The following is a 16,579-nucleotide window of genomic DNA, read 5'->3' as shown; positions in this document are numbered from 1 at the left end:
CGGCATGCGTGAGAAAATCGCACGCATGCCGCTTCGCGAACCGCCCCTCCATGCCGTGCGCGCCTTCGTCGCGGCGGCCCGCCACCTGAGCTTCACGCGTGCCGCGGTCGAGCTGCACGTGACGCACAGCGCGGTGAGCCGGCAGATCAAGAGCCTCGAGGCCTGCCTGGGCGTGGCGCTGTTCGAGCGCCGCATCCGGCAGGTCACGCTGACGCCCGAGGGCCAGCAGTTCTTCGCGGAGACCGAACCCGCGCTCGCGCAGATTCACGCGGCGGCCCGTGCGCTGCAGCTGCAGGGCCCGGCGCGCGCGGTGCGCATCAACGTGCGGCCCTCGTTCGCGGTGCGCTGGCTGATTCCCCGGCTGCCGTCGTTCGTGGAACGCCATCCCGATATCGAGCCGCAGGTCGTCACCAGCACCGTCATGCCCGAACAGGCCACGGACAGCTTCGACATCGCCGTGCGCCGCGGCCTCGAGGGCTGGCCGTCGTCGATCCAGGTGCGGCCTTTCCTCGAAGACGAAGTGCTGGTGGTCGGCGCGCCCGCGCTGTTCAAGGCGCAGCCGCTGCCCGACCTGCGCGCCCTCGCCTCGCATGTGCTGCTGTCGGCGCGCACGCGCAAGGACGACTGGGACGACTGGAAGAAGCAGGTCGGCGCACCGCGCGCGCGGCCGGCCGGTCGGCTGCAGTTCGATCACCTGCACTTCGTGCTGCAGGCCGCGGTCGACGGGCTGGGCATCGCGCTGGCGCCGACGTCGCTGGTGGCGCACGACCTGGCGTCAGGGCGGCTGCAATCGCCGCTGCCTGGGTTGCGGATGACGCTGGAGCGCTACTACTACGGCCTCGCCCCCGATGCGGTGCCCGAGGCGGTGTGCGTGGCCGAGTGGTTCGAGCAGATGAACGCGGGCTGAGGCTTCCACGTCCGTAAACGGCCAGCGGCATAGGGGCGCGGCCCCGAGGATGCGGTCTTTCTTTTCGTGTGCCGCCCCATGCCCTCGCCTCTTCCCCGTTCTTTCTCCCATCTCGCCTGGGCCAACCTCGCGGCGCAGTCCGCCGAACAGCTGAGCCTCGCGGCCGTGCCGCTGGTGGCTGTGCTCGCGCTCGGCGCCGGGCCGGGCGAAATCGGCTTTCTGGCGGCTGTGCAGACGCTGCCCTTCCTGCTGGTCTCGCTGCCGATGGGCCTGCTCGCGGACCGCATGTCGCGCCGTCGCCTGATGGTGTGGGCCGAGGGCCTGCGCGCGGTGTCGCTGCTGGCCTTGCTCGGCATGGTGCTGTCGTCGACGCTGGGCATCGGCGGGCTGGCCGTGCTCGGGTTCCTCGGCGCGGTCGGCACCGTGGGCTTCAGCGTCGCGGCGCCCGCGCTGGTGCCGGCCCTCGTGCCGCGCGACGCGCTGGCGCGCGCCAACGGGCGGCTGGAGCTGGCGCGCAGTGCCGCCTTCACGGCGGGCCCCGCGCTCGCGGGCGCGCTGGTCGCGTGGGCCGGCGCGTCGTCGGCCTTCGTGCTGGCGTCGGTGCTGTCGGTGGCGGCCGTGGGCCTGTTGCTGCGGCTGCACGAAGCGCCCCGCCCCGCGGCCCCGTCGCGCCATCCGCTGCGCGACGTGCACGATGGCGCGCGCTTCGTCTGGCAGCACGCGTTCCTGCGGCCGATGCTGATGACCGGTGCGGTCTTCAACATCTCGTGGTTCGTGCTGCAGGCGGGCTATGTGCCCTACGCCGTGCGCGTGCTGGGCCTCAGCGCGCAGGCCGTGGGCTTCACGCTCGCGATGTACGGTGCGGGCATGGTGGTCGGTGCGCTGCTGACTTCGCGTGTGACGGCGCGGCTGCCTTTCGGGCGCGCGATCCAGGTCGGGCCGGCCGTGGCGGTCGCCGCTGCCGCGACGATGGCGGCCACGCTCATCGTGCCGAGCGCCTCGCTGGCCGCGTTCTCGTTCTTCCTGTTCGGCGCAGGGCCGATGGTCTGGGTCATCACCTCGACAACGCTGCGCCAGAGCGTGACGGCCTCGGCGATGCTGGGCCGCGTGTCGGCGGTGTTCCTGACGGTGAACGCAGGTGCGCGCCCGGTCGGTGCAGCGCTCGGCGGCCTGGTCGGCGCGATGTGGGGCGAGCCGGCCTGCCTGCTGCTGGCGCTCGCGGGCTTCGTGCTGCAGGCCGCGATCATCTTCGGCTCGCGCATCGCAGGACTGCAGCGGCTGCCCGTGCCGGCAGCCTGAGCACGCCGGCTCAGAACAGCGAGCGCGTTCCGCTCGGCGTGGCGCCTTCGATGTCGAGCATGCGCAGCTTGGTCAACGCACCGCCGCCCGCCGAGAAGCCGCCCGGCTTGTTGCCCGCAGCCAGCACGCGGTGGCAGGGCACGACCGGCGCGAAGGGGTTGTGGCCCATGGCCTGGCCGACCGCGCGCGACAGGCCCTTGTCGCCCAGTTCTTCGGCCACCTCGCCGTAGGTGCGCGTCTGCCCCGGCGGAATGCGCCGCGCGATCGCATAGACGCGCTGGTGGAACTCGGACACGCCGCGCATGTCGAGCTCGATGTCGCACAGGTCGTCGGTCGCGCCTTCGAGCAGCGCCTGCACACCCGCGATGGCGTGCTGCGCGCGCGGCGACGGCGGGGCTTCCTCCAGATCAGGAAAGCGCCGGTGCATGCGCGCACGCGTCGCGGCCTCGCCCCGTTCTTCGGGCAGTTGCACACCGACCAGCCCCTGCGTCCCCCAGGCCAGCGCGCACACGCCGATGACGGTCGGGAACAAGGCAAAGCCGGAATCGGAAGGAGATGCGGCAGTCATCGGAGCATTGTGATTCAAGGTTGAAAAACGACGCGCGGACATGGGCGCGAAGACCTCTTCCGCAGAAGAGCAAAAGTACCAGCCAAACACCCCGAAATACCAGACTTTCACTCGGCGCTTCGAGGCGTTTCCGCTCATCCTTTCGAACGCACCGAACGTCGGCAAGCCGTTGTCGGACATGTGCATCGCCCCCTAGTCTCGCGCCCAGAAGTTGTCGGCTGAAATTCCAAAACAACAGGGAGACACATGCACATGAGGCCACGCGATTCTTCGCGGCCGGCGCGGCTGCGCGACCAACGCGGACTGACCGCCATCGAGCTGATGGTCACGCTGGCGATCCTCGCGATCCTGATCGGCATCGCGGCGCCTTCGATGACGCGCTTCATCGTGCAGTGGCGGCTGTCCAACGCCATCAACGCCGTGACCGGCTCGCTGCGCACCGCACGCACCGAAGCCATTGCCCGCGCAAGACCCGTCGTCGTCTGCCAGCTGCGCGCAGGCACCGCGGTCGACTGCGAAACCGGCTCGGGCGGCAACGATTTCGCGGCCGGCTGGATCGTCTTCGCCAAGAACGACCGCGACGGCGACTTCGCCTATTCCGAGTCGACAGACGAAGTGCTGTTGCGACACGACGCACTGCCTGGCATCGCGAAGATCGCCCTGGGCAAAGCCGGCCGCTTTGTCTTCCTGCCCAATGGTCTGGTGAGCTCGGGGAGCAACAGCATCACGGTCGAGGCCCCCGGTTTCGAAACAGCCAGCACCACCCCGTGGGCACGCAAGACGCTGTGCATCAGCAAGCCCGGGCGCATCCGCTACGCCGCGGATGGCGAAGACTGTTCGGGCAACGACGAATGAAGCGCTCCACACAACAGCGCGGCGCCACCCTCATCGAGGTGCTGGTCGCCATCGTCATCCTGGCCGTCGGCCTGTTCGGCATGGCGGGGCTCACGTCGGCGGCCCTCAAGTACAACCAGTTCTCGCGCATGCGCGCCACCGGCCTGAGCCTGGTGAACGACTACGCGGAACGTGCCCGCGCCAACCTCGCCGGCTTTGCCGGCTACACCCACGCCAAGGCCTACAACGCCAGCACGCGCGAGGCGGCCTCGACGGACCCCACGCCGGCGCCCGCCGCCTGCGAGGTCGACACCTCCGTTCCCGACAGGCCGGTCAACACCTGCGGCGCGGCCATTGCCGCCTACGACCTCGCGCAGTGGCTCACGAATGTCGGGAACCGACTGCCCGGCGGCACGGCCTACGTCACGACGGAACTGGTCGACGCGGCCTCCGGCGTGAACGGCCTGCCAGCCACGCGCGTGTTGAACATCTGGCTGATCTGGCGCGCCATCGCGGAGAACACGGGCTTCGCGCTGCACCAGGCCTGCCCCATCGCCGGCGCCAACATCGCGGCCCCGGCAGAGGTGAACTGCATGTACTTCCGGATCACGCTGTGAGCGCCGTCTTCACTGTTCCCCCGCGCAGGCGCAACCCGGTCCGCGGCTTCACGCTGATCGAACTGATGATCTCGCTGACGATCGGGCTGGTGATCCTGGCCGCCGCCCTGTCCACGTTCTCGACCTCCAGCCGCAGCAGCCAGTTGTCGCAGGCCGAGACGCAGTTGAACGAGGACGGCATCCTCGCGCTCAACCTGATCCAGCAGCAGCTCAAGCAGGCCGGCTATTCACAGCAGCTCATCCCGAGCAACGGCGCCACGGTGATGGGCAACTACGCCGGCCCCGCCGTGCGCGGATGCACTGGCGGATTCACCGACGCCGCAGCCGCCTTCGACAAGCTGTCGTGCACGGGCAAGGGCAGCGACGCCATCGCCATCCGCTACGAAGCCACCACCGACAACACCATGCCCACGGGCACCGACGCCAAGCTGGCGACGAACTGCCTGGGCAACGGCATCAACGCCCTCACGCCGTCGCAGGTGAGCCCGCCTCCCACGCCGGCCCCCGGCGCGCCCCCACCCGGCGACTACGCCCTGGCCGACAACCGCTATCTGGTGACCGACGCGAGCACGGCGCCGATGCTGTCGTGCCGCGGGATGGAAAAGCGCGACGCCGTTAACGCCATCGGCCCCTCGCAGCCATTGCTGGCCAACGTCGAGAGCATGCGCATTCTTTATGGCGTGGCCAGCCGTCCCAGCATCGAGCTGGCGGCCACCTACGACCCGCTGCGGCACCAGATCGTCAAGTACCTGGATGCCGCGGGTGTCGATGCCCTGCCCAGCAGCGGCGTTCTTGCCGATCTTGCCGAAGACCGCTGGAGCCGCGTGCTGAGCGTGCGCGTGTGCCTGCAGATGCGCAGCGACCGGCCGGTGCGCGACGTGCCCGACGGTGGCCTTGCCTACAAGCGATGCGACAACACCGACCGCACCGGCACCGACGGTTACCTGCGCAGGACCTTCACCACCACGGTGCTGCTGCGCAACCGCCTGATCACCCCATGAACACGAAGCCATCCCCTCTTCCGCGCCGCATCGCCGGCCGTGCGTACGAACGCGGCGTCGTGCTGATCGTCACGCTGATCCTGGTCGTGATCCTGTCGCTGGTCGGCACCTTCGCGATCCGCAATGCCACGCAGAGCGAGCGCAGCGTGAACGGCATACGTTCAACCGAGGTCGCGCGCGAGGCTGCCGAGACCGCGCTGCGTTTTTGCGAACAGGTGGCCATCTTCGACGGTGACGACAAGGACTACACCGAGTACGCCTCTGTCGGCATGCGCGCCCGGATCATCACGACCCCCATCGGCTCGGAGTTCGACGAAACCGCGGAATGGCGCAAGAAGGCCAGCTGGGCGGGCAACAGCGCGATCGTCGTTCCGAAGGCCTACGTCAACAAGAAGCCCACCGGCACCACGGTCGACGCCACGTCCCTGGAGATCGAACCACGCTGCCTCATCCAGAAGATCGCCACCACCTCGACGCCCAAGCTGACCGGCTACCTGATCACCGCCCGGGGCTTTGCCAACAACGCCAGGTTCGAGACGTCGACCGGCGTCGCCACCCAGGGCGCCGAAGCGTGGCTGCAGTCCGTGCTGACGCGCGACAAATGACTTCATGACCTTCATCGCCATGACACACCTGTCCCCCGGTTCCTTGCACTCCCGCCGCGGCTTCACGCTGATCGAAGTCATGGTCGTCGTCGCGATCGTCGCCATCCTGGCCGCCATCGCGCTGCCGAACTACCAGGAGCACGTGCGCCGCTCCAAGCGCGCCGAAGCCCAGGGCATCCTGATGGAGGCCGCGCAGTTCATGCAGCGCTACTACTCGGCGAACGACCGCTACACCGCTGCCGCGGGCGATGCCGGCGAGGAGACCGAGCAGAAGAAAGGCGCAGAGAGCCTGTTGCCCAGGGCCTTGCAGCAGTCGCCGAAGTCCGGCGCCGCCAACTACACCATCGCCGTCTTCGCGCGCGACACCCCACCCAGCTACATCCTCAAGGCCACCCGCACCGGCAGCATGACCGGCGACCGCTGCGGCACGCTGACCTTGAGCGGCCTGGGTGTGAAGGACATGGACGACGAAGTCGCGGGACTGCTGACGAAGGAGTGCTGGCGATGAATCTCGCACGCCTTATCAGCGCCCCACTTTCAACCGCAGGGAAAACCGCATGACCGCCACGCGCCCGTTTCTTGTTCCGGCACCCGCCAAGGCTGCACGCATGCGGCGAACCTTCGTCAGCCTCGCTGCCGCGTGGGGCGCGGCGGTTCTTCCCCTTGGCGACGCGCTGGCCGCCACGACGCCGAGCCAGACCCCGCTGTACAACGCCGTGCCGGGTGCCAAGCCCAATCTGATGTTCGTTCTGGACAACTCGGGGTCGATGGCGGAGGAGGCTCAGGACGGGTACGCGGTCGAAGACAACTGCCCAAAAAGTGGCCGGAATTGCGACGGAAGGTACGGCTGGTATGCCATGCGGTCCAGCGACGTCAACACGCAGTACTACAACCCGGCCATCACCTACACCGCCCGAGTGAATTCGAACGGCACGCCGCAGAGCAATTCGACGTTCTTCGTGGACAACCAGTTGTCAGACAACCGAAGACCGGATCACAACGCCGGTACAACGGCCGGGTCGAGAAAGTTCACCTACGTCCAATGCAAGAACGGTGACTGTTCCAGCGCCGCAAACCGGTCCGAGACCACCATCAGCAATCCGTCCACTTCCGACACCGTCAAGTTGCCCCTCGGCCACAAGCGTACCGACTGCGGGCCGAATGCCGCCCAGTGCACCACGGAGCAGGAACGCCAGAACATCGCGAACTGGTATGAGTGGTACCGCTCCCGCACGCTGGCGGTCAGCACGGCCCTGGGCCTGGCGATGCAAAGCTACGACAACAAGTTCAGGGTGGGCTACGTCCAGTACAACAACAACGGAGACGATGCGCTGGGCATCGTGAGTGGCGTCAACTACTTCAGGGACGAAGCGGCCGCGAACGGAAAGAAGTGGAAGACCAGCTTCTACGACTGGATCTACGGCATTAACCCCAAGGGAGGAACACCAAGCCACAACGCCCTGGTGCTCGCCGCCGACTACTACGCCGGCAGCACGACGAAGCCCATCACGTCTGCCCCCCTGAACACCCCCTGGAAGAACGATCCCAACGACCCGAAGAGCGGCGAACTGAGCTGCCGGCGCGCCTACAGCATCGTGCTGTCCGATGGCGCCTGGAACGCGAAAACCGCGCAAGGCATCGACACGCAAAAGACCGCCAGCAGCGCAAGCATCAATTTCGACGGCAAGCCGTCGGCAAGTGCCACTGCATTCAGCTACGACCCGAAGGGTGCGCCCGGCTACGACAGCACGGATGCGCTGAAGAAGCTGAACGCCAGAAACACGTACATCCCCTACGGCGACGGCGGCACCAGCAGCAACGGGTTCGCCGACCTCACGGCCCGCTACTTCTGGCATACGGATTTCTCCAAGATGCTCCCCAACGACGTTCCCCCGATGGGCGGCCAGCACAACCCCACGTTCTGGCAGAACATGACCACCTTCACCATCGGCTGGGGCCTGACGCCTTCGGGCGACGCAGGCAGGACCGGCGGGCTGACCTGGGCGCAGATCGAGAGCTACAACAACGATTGGCTCGCCGGCAACGCGGCGAAGAAACCCAACTGGCCCACCGGCGACCTGAACGACGGCAACGATACGACCGATGCACAGCGCGTGGACGATTTCATCCACGCCGGCTTCACCGGTGGCGGCCGTGCCTACAGCGTGTACTCGGGCGACGACGTGCGCCGGGCGCTCGACAACGCACTGAGCAGCATGGTCGGGTCCGGCAACGACGCCGGCGTGGCCGTGTCGGGCAACAGCAACGAGTTCCAGACGCTGCAAGGCCAGTACAAGTACACGACCGAATACCAGACCGCGGACAACAGCGGCGACATCAAGGCCTTCGAACTGAATGCCGACGGCGACTACAACGCGGTCGACAAAGCAGGCAAGCCGATCCCGGCCTGGTCCGCCAATGTCAGGATGCCCTCCGCGAACAAGCGGTCGATCTTCGCCTTGTCGAACTACGACCCCAACGCCCCCGCATCGGCTCTGCGCACGGTGCTGACCAACGACACGCGACTGGACAAACTGCCGGCCGATTTCCAAGCCCTGCTCAATGCGGACAAGCAACAGGCCGCAGACGAGAGCTTTGTCCGCTATCTGCTGGGCAGCGACCCGCAGAAGGACGCCGACGGCACGGTCTACCGGTTGCGCAAGCAGCCCATCGGCGCCTCGGTCAACTCGCCGCCGGTGTTCGTGGGCGGGCGTTTCGACATGGGCTATGGTCCCTTGAGCGCGGTGGACGGCAGGGGCCCCCCCTATGCCGACTACAAGGCGCTCAAGAGCTCAGCCCCTCCCACTATCTTTGCCGCCACCAACAACGGCAAGGTCCACGTGCTGAACGCCGCCAGGAACGACGCAGGGGGCATCGAGCTGGCCGCCTTCATGCCCAAGGGCGCCATGGCGTCGCAGGTCGACCTGGCCAATCCGAACTTCCGCTTCCGCTACACGCTCGACGGCCCGCTGGTCGAGCAGGACGTGTACGACAAGAACGGCGTGGCGCCGGCAGGCGGAAAGAACACATGGCGCCAGGTGGTGCTGGGCACCGGGGGGCGCGCGGGCCCGTTCATGTACGGCCTGGAATCGCCTTTGGGTGCCACCGGCCGCACGCCGACCCAGAACCACTTTCTCTGGGAGGTGAACAACAAGCACAAGGACTACGCCGACCTGGCCCACGTGACCAACAACCCCGCCGCGGGCCAGCTGGACGACGGCACCTGGGTCATGCTCACAGGCAGCGGTCACTACCCCGAAGCCGGCAAACAGGTCGGGCTGTACATGGTGGAGGCGCTCACCGGCAAGCTCAAGAAATTCATCGGGCTCCCCACGGAATATGGCAACACCGCCACTGGCGGCAACCGCGGCCTGGGCGGCGTGGTCGCCGTGCGGGACACCACCCGCCGCATCGTCGCCGCCTACGCCGGCGACGCGAACGGCAACCTGTGGCGTTTCGACCTGCGCAGCGCAAAGCTCGGGACTTCCGCCAAGGGCCAGCTGCTGTTCACCACGCAGGGCGGCAAGACGCAACCGATCTACGCCGCACCGGCATGGCAGGTCCACCCCGGCGACGGAAGCACCTGCACGTACAGCGCGTCCGCGCAGTGCGGCGCCATCGTGGTCGTGGGCACAGGCATCCTGCTCGACGAGGAAGACCTCGCGACGCCCGCCAGGAAGCAGGCCATCTACGGCATCTGGGACCCGACGCCCATCGGCGGCGACGCCAAGGCCGACGCACGCAAGGTCGAACTCGCTGACCTCGTGGAGCAAGCCATCGACAAGGCCTCGGCAAAGGTCGGCTTGCTCGACGAGCGCGACAAGAACTTCTACCAGGTCAGCAGCAACGCCGTGGACTGGAAAACCAAGAAGGGATGGCTGCTGAACCTCGGCGCGATCCCCTACCCCGGGGCGATGGAGAACGGCGAGCGCGTGGTGGGCGACCTGGCCAACCTGGGCAGCAGCGTGATCGTCACGTCCTTCCTGCCGGAGGACAAGAACCTGGGCATCGAGTCCTGCACGGCCACCGGCAGCCTGCCGAACAACACCTACGTGCTGGACGCGTTGACGGGCAAGAACAAGTATTCGTTCGACGTCGATGGCAACGGCAGCTTCGATTTCTATTCGATCGTCTCGAACCCTGCCGGCGGTTTCACGCGCGGCAACGTGACCTCGCGCAACATGGTCGGCCAGCCCAACGAAGGTCGCCCCGACGGCAAGCCCGAAGTCAATTGCACCAATGAAACGGGCTTCCTGACCGGCGTGGGCGACACGCAGAAGATCGGCGACGGCTGCGGGGTGTCGCGCACCTGGCGCCGCAGCTGGCGCCAAGTGGTCTCTCCGCCCTTCTGAGTTCCGAAAGAGAAAGCCGCAGCCGCCTCAGAGCATCATGTGCCGCGCCAACAGCACCGCCACATGCACCGCCTCGCGCTGCGCGCCGTCGCCGATCTGGTGCCTGCAGCTCGTGCCGTCCGCCACCACGACCGCATCGGGCCTGGCGCGAATCGCGGGCAGCAGGCTCGCCTCGGCCATCTGCATCGACACCTCGAAGTGGCTCGCCTCGTAGCCGAAGCTGCCGGCCATGCCGCAGCATGAGCTTTCGATCAGCTCGGGCTCGGCGCCCGGAATCAGCTTCAGCACCTCCATGATCGGGCTCACCGCGCCGAAGGCTTTCTGGTGGCAGTGGCCGTGCAGCAGGATCGGCGCGGTGGCCGGCTTCAGCGCGAGTTCGAAGCGGCCGGCCTTGCGTTCGCGGGCGATGAACTCTTCGAACAGCAGCGCCTGCTTCGCGACGGTCTGCGCCTTGTCGCCGAAGCCCATCACCAGCGTTTCGTCGCGCAGCGTGAGCAGGCACGAGGGCTCGAGCCCGACGATGGGAACACCGGCCTGCGCCAGCGGCAACAGCGCGTCGATCAGCGCCCCGGCGCGCACCTTGGCTTCGTCCACCATGCCGCTGGCCAGGAAGGTCCGGCCGCAGCAGTGGTGCCCGCCGCCCTTCTCCACTGTGTGCAGCGCATAGCCCGCAGCGTGCAGCACGCGCGCCGCCGCAAAGACGTTCTCGCTTTCGAAGGTGCCGTTGAAGGTGTCGACGAACAGCACGGCGACCTTCTCGCCGCGCGCTGCGGCGGCCAGCACCGAGGCCTGATCGGAAAACAGGCCGGCGGCCACCGCGTCTTTTGCACGCCAGAAGGTGTCGGTGCGCCATTCGGGCAATGAGCGCTTCGCCGAAAAGCCCAGCATCTTCTCGCCCAGCCATGCCGCGCCCGGCACGCGGTTGCGCAGGTTCAGCAGCCACGGCATGCGGCTGGCGCGGTGCGCGTAGTCGGGCATGTAGGCGACCAGCTTGTCTTTCAGCGTGTGGCCATGGCGCTTCTTGTAGTGGTCGAGAAACTCGATCTTCATCTTCGCCATGTCCACGCCGGTCGGGCAGTCGCGCTTGCAGCCCTTGCAGCCCACGCACAGGTCCATGGTCTCGTGCATGGCCTCGCTGGTGAAGGCGTCGGCGCCGAGCTGGCCCGACAGCGCCAGGCGCAGCGTGTTGGCGCGCCCGCGCGTCAGGTGCTGCTCGTCGCGCGTCACGCGGTAGCTGGGGCACATGGTGCCGGCGTCGAACTTGCGGCAGTGGCCGTTGTTGTTGCACATCTCCACGGCCTTGGCCAGGCCGCCGGTTCTGTCGCCGCCCGTGCCGGGCGCGGTGGTCAGCTCGGTCACGGGGTCGGCGTTGACGTTCCAGCTCGACCAGTCGAGCACGGGCTTCAATTCGATGCGGCGGTACGGCTTCGGCGCCGTCGGCGGCGCGAAGCGGAACAGCGCACCGTCGTCCATGCGCGGCGGGTCGATGATCTTGCCGGGGTTGAACAGGCCGATCGGATCGAGCTGCTGCTTGATCGCGCGAAAGGCCTCGTTGATCGCCGGTCCGAACTGCCATTCGATCCATTCGCCGCGGCACAGCCCGTCGCCGTGCTCGCCGCTGAAGGCGCCCTTGTACTTACGCACCAGCGCGCTGGCCTCTTCGGCGATGGCGCGCATCTTGGCCGCGCCGTCGGCGCGCATGTCGAGAATGGGCCGCACATGCAGCGTGCCGACCGAGGCATGCGCGTACCAGGTGCCGCGGCTGCCGTATTTGGCGAACACCTCGGTCAGCGCGTCGGTGTATTCGGCCAGGTGCACCAGCGGCACGGCGCAGTCCTCGATGAAGCTCACGGGTTTGCCGTCGCCCTTGAGGCTCATCATGATGTTGAGGCCGGCCTTGCGCACCTCCCACAGGTTCTTCTGCCGGCCGTCGTCGGGCATCTCGACCACGCTGCCGGGCAGGCCGAGGTCGCCCATCAGCTCGACCAGCTGCTTCAGCTGCGGCAGCAGCGCAGCCTTGTCGGCGCCCGAGAACTCGACCAGCAGGATGGTGGCGGGCTTGCCGATCAGCGCCGTTTCCACGGTCGGCTTGAACGCGGGGTTGGCCAGGCTCAGCTCGATCATCGTGCGGTCGACCAGCTCCACCGCCGTCGGCCCGAGCTTCACGATGTGCTGCGCCGCGTCCATGGCCGCATGGAAGGTCGGGAAGTTCACGATGCCCAGCACCTTGGCGCGCGGCAGCGGCGCCAGCTTGAGCTTCAGGCTGCGCGTGTAGGCCAGCGTGCCTTCGGCGCCGATCAGCAGATGCGCGAGGTTCACGCTGCCGTCGGCCGTATACGGCTTCTCGCTCTGGTTGTCGAAGATGTCGAGGTTGTAGCCCGCCACGCGGCGCATCACCTTGGGCCAGTGCTGCGCCATGGCCTCGCGGTGCTCTTGCGCCAGCCCATGCACGAACTGCGCGATGCCCGCCGCGCGCGCGCCCAGCTGGCCCAGCGGCCCGAACTCGACCAGCTCGCCACTCGATAGCCACGCGCTCGCCCCGAGCACGTTGTGCACCATGTTGCCGTAGGCGATGGAGCGTGAGCCGCAGGAGTTGTTGCCCGCCATGCCGCCCAGCGTGGCCTGCGCGCTGGTCGACACGTCGACCGGGTACCAGAGCCCGTGCGGCTTGAGCTGCGCGTTCAGGTGATCGAGCACCAGGCCCGGTTCCACCGTGGCGGTGCCCTCTTCCACATTCACCTCGAGCACCTTGCGAAAGTGCTTGCTGTTGTCGATCACCAGCGCCGCGCCCGTGGTCTGGCCGCACTGGCTGGTGCCGCCGCCGCGCGCCAGCACCGGCACCTTCAGGTCGCGCGCGATGTCGATGGCGGTGGCGATGTCGCGCTCGTTCGTGGGCACGAAGGCGCCGACCGGCGTGATCTGGTAGATCGACGCGTCGGTGGCGTAGCGCCCGCGCGAACCGTCGTCGAACAGCACCTCGCCCTGCGTGTCGGTGCGCAGCCGGCGCGCCAGCAGTTCGCAGGTGTCGTTGGGCGGAAGAACGGTTCCGGCTGGCTGCATGTGGCTGGCGGGATCGATGCGCATGGTGGGGTGTCAGCTCGCTTTGTTGGTTGTGCTCTTGCTCTTGGCTTGCGGATAGATCTGCCCGGCACGCAGCAGCTCCAGCACGGTGTCGCGCTTGCGCAGCACGTGCGCCGTGAGCACCTTGCGCATGGCCTGCGCGTCGCGCGCGGCCAGCGCCTGCACCATCTGCTCGTGCTCCTCGACCGCGTGCTTCCACTTGGTCTCGTCCTGGTTGGTGCGAAAGCGCAGCGACTGCACGCGGGCGTTGATCGAGCGGTAGGTGTTCGACAGCACCGGGTTCGCCGCCGCGTCGTTGATGGCGGTGTGGATGCGCGCGTTCAGGCGGTAGTAGCCCGACAGGTCGCGCCGCGCGAAGCAGGCCATCATTTCGTAGTGCAGCGCACGCACCTCGGCCAGTTCCTCGTCGGTGATGCGCTTGGCCGCCAGCTCGCCCGACATGCCCTCGAGCATCGCCAGCACCTCGAAGGTGTTGAGCACGTCGGCCTCGGTGAGCTTCACCGCCACCGCGCCGCGGTTGGGCAGCAGGTCGACCAGCCCCTCGGCCGCCAGCAACTTGATGGCCTCGCGCAGCGGCGTGCGCGACACGTTCAGCTGCAGGCACAGCTCGCGTTCGTTGAGCTTGGCACCGGGCGCGATGCGCCCCTCCACCAGCATGGTGCGCAGGCGCGACGCCACCTGGTCATGCAAGGCCAGCCTGGAGATTTCGATGATTTCAGCGGTCATGTGAGGTTCCCTTGTCTGCATTTTGAATGCAAAAAATAGCCTCTACAACCGAGGTTGATAGGTGTAAACCATCATAAATAAATGCATTTTGAATGCAAAACTGAGCGCACAAGGAGAGCCCATGCTGCAACTCGACATCCACCCCACCGGCCGTCACTTCCTCCAGATTCCCGGCCCCAGCCCGGTCCCCGACCGCATCCTGCGGGCCATGAGCCTGCCCACCATCGACCACCGCGGACCCGAGTTCGGCACGCTGGGCCTGAAGGTGCTCGGCGGCATCAAGGAGATCTTCAAGACGAAGCACCCGGTCGCCATCTACCCCGCGTCGGGCACCGGTGCATGGGAAGCCGCACTCGCCAACACGCTCAGCCCCGGCGACCACGTGCTCATGTACGAGACCGGCCACTTCGCGTCGCTGTGGCAGAAGATGGCCACGCGCCTGGGCCTGTCGACCGAGTTCCTGGCCTACGCCGGCACCGACGCCCACCTGCCGAACGCCCCCAGCTGGCGCCGCGGCGTGCAGGCCGAACTCATCGAGGCGCGCCTGCGCAAGGACACCGAGAAGAAGATCAAGGCCGTGTGCGTGGTGCACAACGAGACCTCCACCGGCGTCACCTCCGACATCGCCTCGGTGCGCAAGGCCATCGACGCGGCGGGCCACCCTGCGCTGCTCATGGTCGACAGCATCTCGGGCCTGGCCAGCGCCGACTACCGCCATGACGAATGGGGTGTCGACGTGTGCGTGAGCGGCTCGCAGAAGGGGCTGATGCTGCCGCCAGGCATCAGCTTCAATGCGCTCTCGCCACGCGCTCTCGAAACCGCCAAGCACGCCAAGCTGCCCAAGGCCTTCTGGGCCTGGGACGAGATCGTCGAGATGAACAAGGACGGCTACTGGCCCTACACGCCCAACACCAACCTGCTGTACGGCCTCTCGGAGTCGCTGGACATGATCCTGGGCGAAGGCCTGGACAACGTGTTCGCGCGCCACCAGCGCTGGGCCGCCGGCGTGCGCGCCGCGGTCAACACCTGGGGCCTGCCGATCCAGTGCGCCGACCCGTCCGTGTACTCGCCCGTGCTCACCGGCGTGATCACGCCCGAGGGCGTCGATGCCGACGCCGTGCGCCGCCTGATCCACCAGCGCTTCGACCTCTCGCTGGGCACGGGCCTGGGCAAGCTCAAGGGCCGCATGTTCCGCATGGGCCACCTGGGCGACAGCAACGACCTCACGCTCGTGGCCATGGTCGCGGGTGTCGAGATGGGCATGAAGCTCAGCGGCATCAAGCTGGCGGGCAGCGGCGTGCAGGCGGCGATGGACTATTTCGCGAGTCACCAGGCTGCACCGGTCGGCCTGCAAAAAGCAGCCTGAACCCGGCGCACGCCAACCCACACGGGCCGCAGCGCATCGCTCGAACGATGCGGCGGCCCACCACCCTGCCGGGCCCGCGCAAGCGGCTCCCGGCACGCATCGGATTCCCCAACCGACGGAGACAAAGAAGATGCAAAGACGTTCCCTGATCCAGGCCGCCGCCGGCGCGGCCGCCACGCTGGGCGTGCCCCGGCTGTTCGCGCAGGAGTGGCCCACCAGCCCCGTACGTATCGTGGTGGGCTTTCCACCGGGCGGCGGCACCGACGCGCTCGCGCGCGTGGTCGCGCAGAAACTCACGACGATGTGGGGCCAGCAGGTCATCGTCGAGAACAAGGCCGGCGTCGCCGGCGTGCTCGCGGCCGACTACGTGGCGCAGCAGCCCAGCGACGGCAGCACCCTGCTCATGGCCCACATCAACAGCCACGCACTCGCGCCCAGCTTGCAGCCCAAGCTGCGCTACAGCGTGGAGCGCGACTTCGTGCCGATCGTGCTCGTGGGCGTCACGCCCAACCTGCTCATCGCCAACCCGGGCCAGAAGGCCCTCAGCGTGAAAGACATCGTCGCCGCCTGCAAGGCTGCGCCCGGCACCGTGAGCTTCGGCTCCGCCGGCGCGGGTTCAGCCCAGCACCTGGCGCTGGAGATGTTCAAGCTGCAGGGCGGCGTCGATGCGCTGCACGTGCCGTACAAGGGCAGCGGCCCGCTGCTGGCCGACCTGATGGGCGGGCAGATCCAGTACAGCTTCGAGACCATGACCGCCGCCACCCCGCACGTGAAGAACGGCCGCGTGCTGGCCGTCGCGCAGACGCGCACCAAGCGCGCCAAGGGCCACCCGAACGTGCCGACGATGCAGGAACAGGGCTTTGCGGGTTTCGAAGCGACCACCTGGTACGGCCTGGCCGGCCCCGGCAAGCTGCCCCCGGCCATCGCGCAGAAAGTGAACCGCGACGTCAACACCGTGCTCGCGATGCCCGATGTGCAGGAGCGGCTCGACACCTACGGCGCGGAAGACGGCGGTGGTTCGCAGGACAAGTTCAAGCAGTTCATCAGCACGGAGATCGCCAAGTGGGCGAAGGTGGTGAAGGACGGCAAGGTGCAGGTCGAGACTTGAGGACTGTTGTTCAGGGCGACGCTCCCGCCGACGGGGCACCTTGCTCCGCGAATGTCCCCCGGGGCTTCGCCCCTCCTCCTTGATTTCGCTGCGCAAGGCACCCCATCGACGTGAG

At 67.7% G+C, this 16,579-nt stretch carries 14 protein-coding genes; 11 read left to right on the top strand and 3 right to left on the bottom strand.

Annotation, left to right across the window (positions count from 1 at the left end; translation table 11 throughout):
* Positions 1-25: 25 nt before the first annotated feature.
* Positions 26-907 carry a LysR substrate-binding domain-containing protein gene (locus AC1RAD_RS13195; RefSeq protein ID WP_095947606.1) on the top strand — a complete coding sequence of 294 codons (882 nt, stop codon included), beginning with the start codon at positions 26-28 and terminating at the stop codon, positions 905-907.
* A gap of 78 nt (positions 908-985) precedes the next feature.
* A complete protein-coding gene (locus AC1RAD_RS13190) occupies positions 986-2,206 on the top strand; it encodes an MFS transporter (protein WP_492735270.1) in 1,221 nt (406 codons plus the stop codon).
* A 10-nt stretch (positions 2,207-2,216) separates the two neighbouring features.
* On the opposite strand, the gene AC1RAD_RS13185 is transcribed toward AC1RAD_RS13190, so the two are convergent.
* Entirely contained in the window at positions 2,217-2,774 is a 558-nt protein-coding gene (locus tag AC1RAD_RS13185; protein ID WP_492735268.1) for a methylated-DNA--[protein]-cysteine S-methyltransferase, read from the bottom strand.
* Positions 2,775-2,814: 40 nt separating this feature from the next.
* Here AC1RAD_RS13185 and AC1RAD_RS13180 point away from each other — a divergent pair, with 40 nt between their 5' ends.
* From AC1RAD_RS13180 to AC1RAD_RS13150, 7 genes are read left to right on the top strand one after another with little or no spacing between them, the layout of a single operon-like run.
* A complete protein-coding gene (locus AC1RAD_RS13180; RefSeq protein ID WP_492735266.1) occupies positions 2,815-2,970 on the top strand; it encodes a hypothetical protein in 156 nt (51 codons plus the stop codon).
* A 56-nt stretch (positions 2,971-3,026) separates the two neighbouring features.
* Entirely contained in the window at positions 3,027-3,629 is a 603-nt protein-coding gene (locus tag AC1RAD_RS13175; protein WP_492735264.1) for a GspH/FimT family pseudopilin, read from the top strand.
* Positions 3,626-4,225, top strand: a complete 600-nt coding sequence (gene pilV / locus AC1RAD_RS13170; protein WP_492735262.1) for a type IV pilus modification protein PilV — start codon at positions 3,626-3,628, stop codon at positions 4,223-4,225. Before AC1RAD_RS13175 ends, pilV begins: the two co-directional genes overlap by 4 nt.
* The gene (locus tag AC1RAD_RS13165; protein ID WP_492735260.1) at positions 4,222-5,226 is read left to right on the top strand and encodes a PilW family protein; all 1,005 of its coding nucleotides are present in this window, start codon (positions 4,222-4,224) and stop codon (positions 5,224-5,226) included. Before pilV ends, AC1RAD_RS13165 begins: the two co-directional genes overlap by 4 nt.
* Entirely contained in the window at positions 5,223-5,831 is a 609-nt protein-coding gene (locus tag AC1RAD_RS13160) for a pilus assembly PilX family protein (protein ID WP_492735258.1), read from the top strand. The genes AC1RAD_RS13165 and AC1RAD_RS13160 overlap by 4 nt, the downstream gene beginning before the upstream one ends.
* A gap of 4 nt (positions 5,832-5,835) precedes the next feature.
* The gene (locus AC1RAD_RS13155) at positions 5,836-6,339 is read left to right on the top strand and encodes a type IV pilin protein (RefSeq protein ID WP_492735257.1); all 504 of its coding nucleotides are present in this window, start codon (positions 5,836-5,838) and stop codon (positions 6,337-6,339) included.
* 49 nt (positions 6,340-6,388) lie between these two features.
* Positions 6,389-10,183, top strand: coding sequence for a pilus assembly protein (locus AC1RAD_RS13150; RefSeq protein WP_492735255.1), 3,795 nt, complete (start codon positions 6,389-6,391; stop codon positions 10,181-10,183).
* 27 nt (positions 10,184-10,210) lie between these two features.
* Here AC1RAD_RS13150 and AC1RAD_RS13145 read toward each other — a convergent pair whose 3' ends face one another.
* Positions 10,211-13,267: an FAD-binding and (Fe-S)-binding domain-containing protein gene (locus AC1RAD_RS13145; RefSeq protein ID WP_492735253.1), complete on the bottom strand. Its 3,057-nt coding sequence runs from the start codon at positions 13,265-13,267 to the stop codon at positions 10,211-10,213.
* Between the two features lie 9 nt (positions 13,268-13,276).
* Positions 13,277-13,990: a GntR family transcriptional regulator gene (locus AC1RAD_RS13140; protein WP_307638171.1), complete on the bottom strand. Its 714-nt coding sequence runs from the start codon at positions 13,988-13,990 to the stop codon at positions 13,277-13,279.
* Positions 13,991-14,111: 121 nt separating this feature from the next.
* On the opposite strand from AC1RAD_RS13140, the gene AC1RAD_RS13135 reads away from it, so the two are divergent.
* Both AC1RAD_RS13135 and AC1RAD_RS13130 read left to right on the top strand, forming a co-directional pair.
* The gene (locus tag AC1RAD_RS13135; protein ID WP_354346872.1) at positions 14,112-15,356 is read left to right on the top strand and encodes a pyridoxal-phosphate-dependent aminotransferase family protein; all 1,245 of its coding nucleotides are present in this window, start codon (positions 14,112-14,114) and stop codon (positions 15,354-15,356) included.
* Between the two features lie 130 nt (positions 15,357-15,486).
* Complete coding sequence (locus tag AC1RAD_RS13130; RefSeq protein WP_492735250.1) at positions 15,487-16,464, top strand: Bug family tripartite tricarboxylate transporter substrate binding protein; 978 nt, start codon at positions 15,487-15,489, stop codon at positions 16,462-16,464.
* The last annotated feature ends 115 nt before the right edge of the window (positions 16,465-16,579 follow it).

The organism is Variovorax sp. GW823-FHT04B03 (genome assembly GCF_058796495.1).
This window is presented reverse-complemented; position numbering and strand designations above follow the sequence as displayed.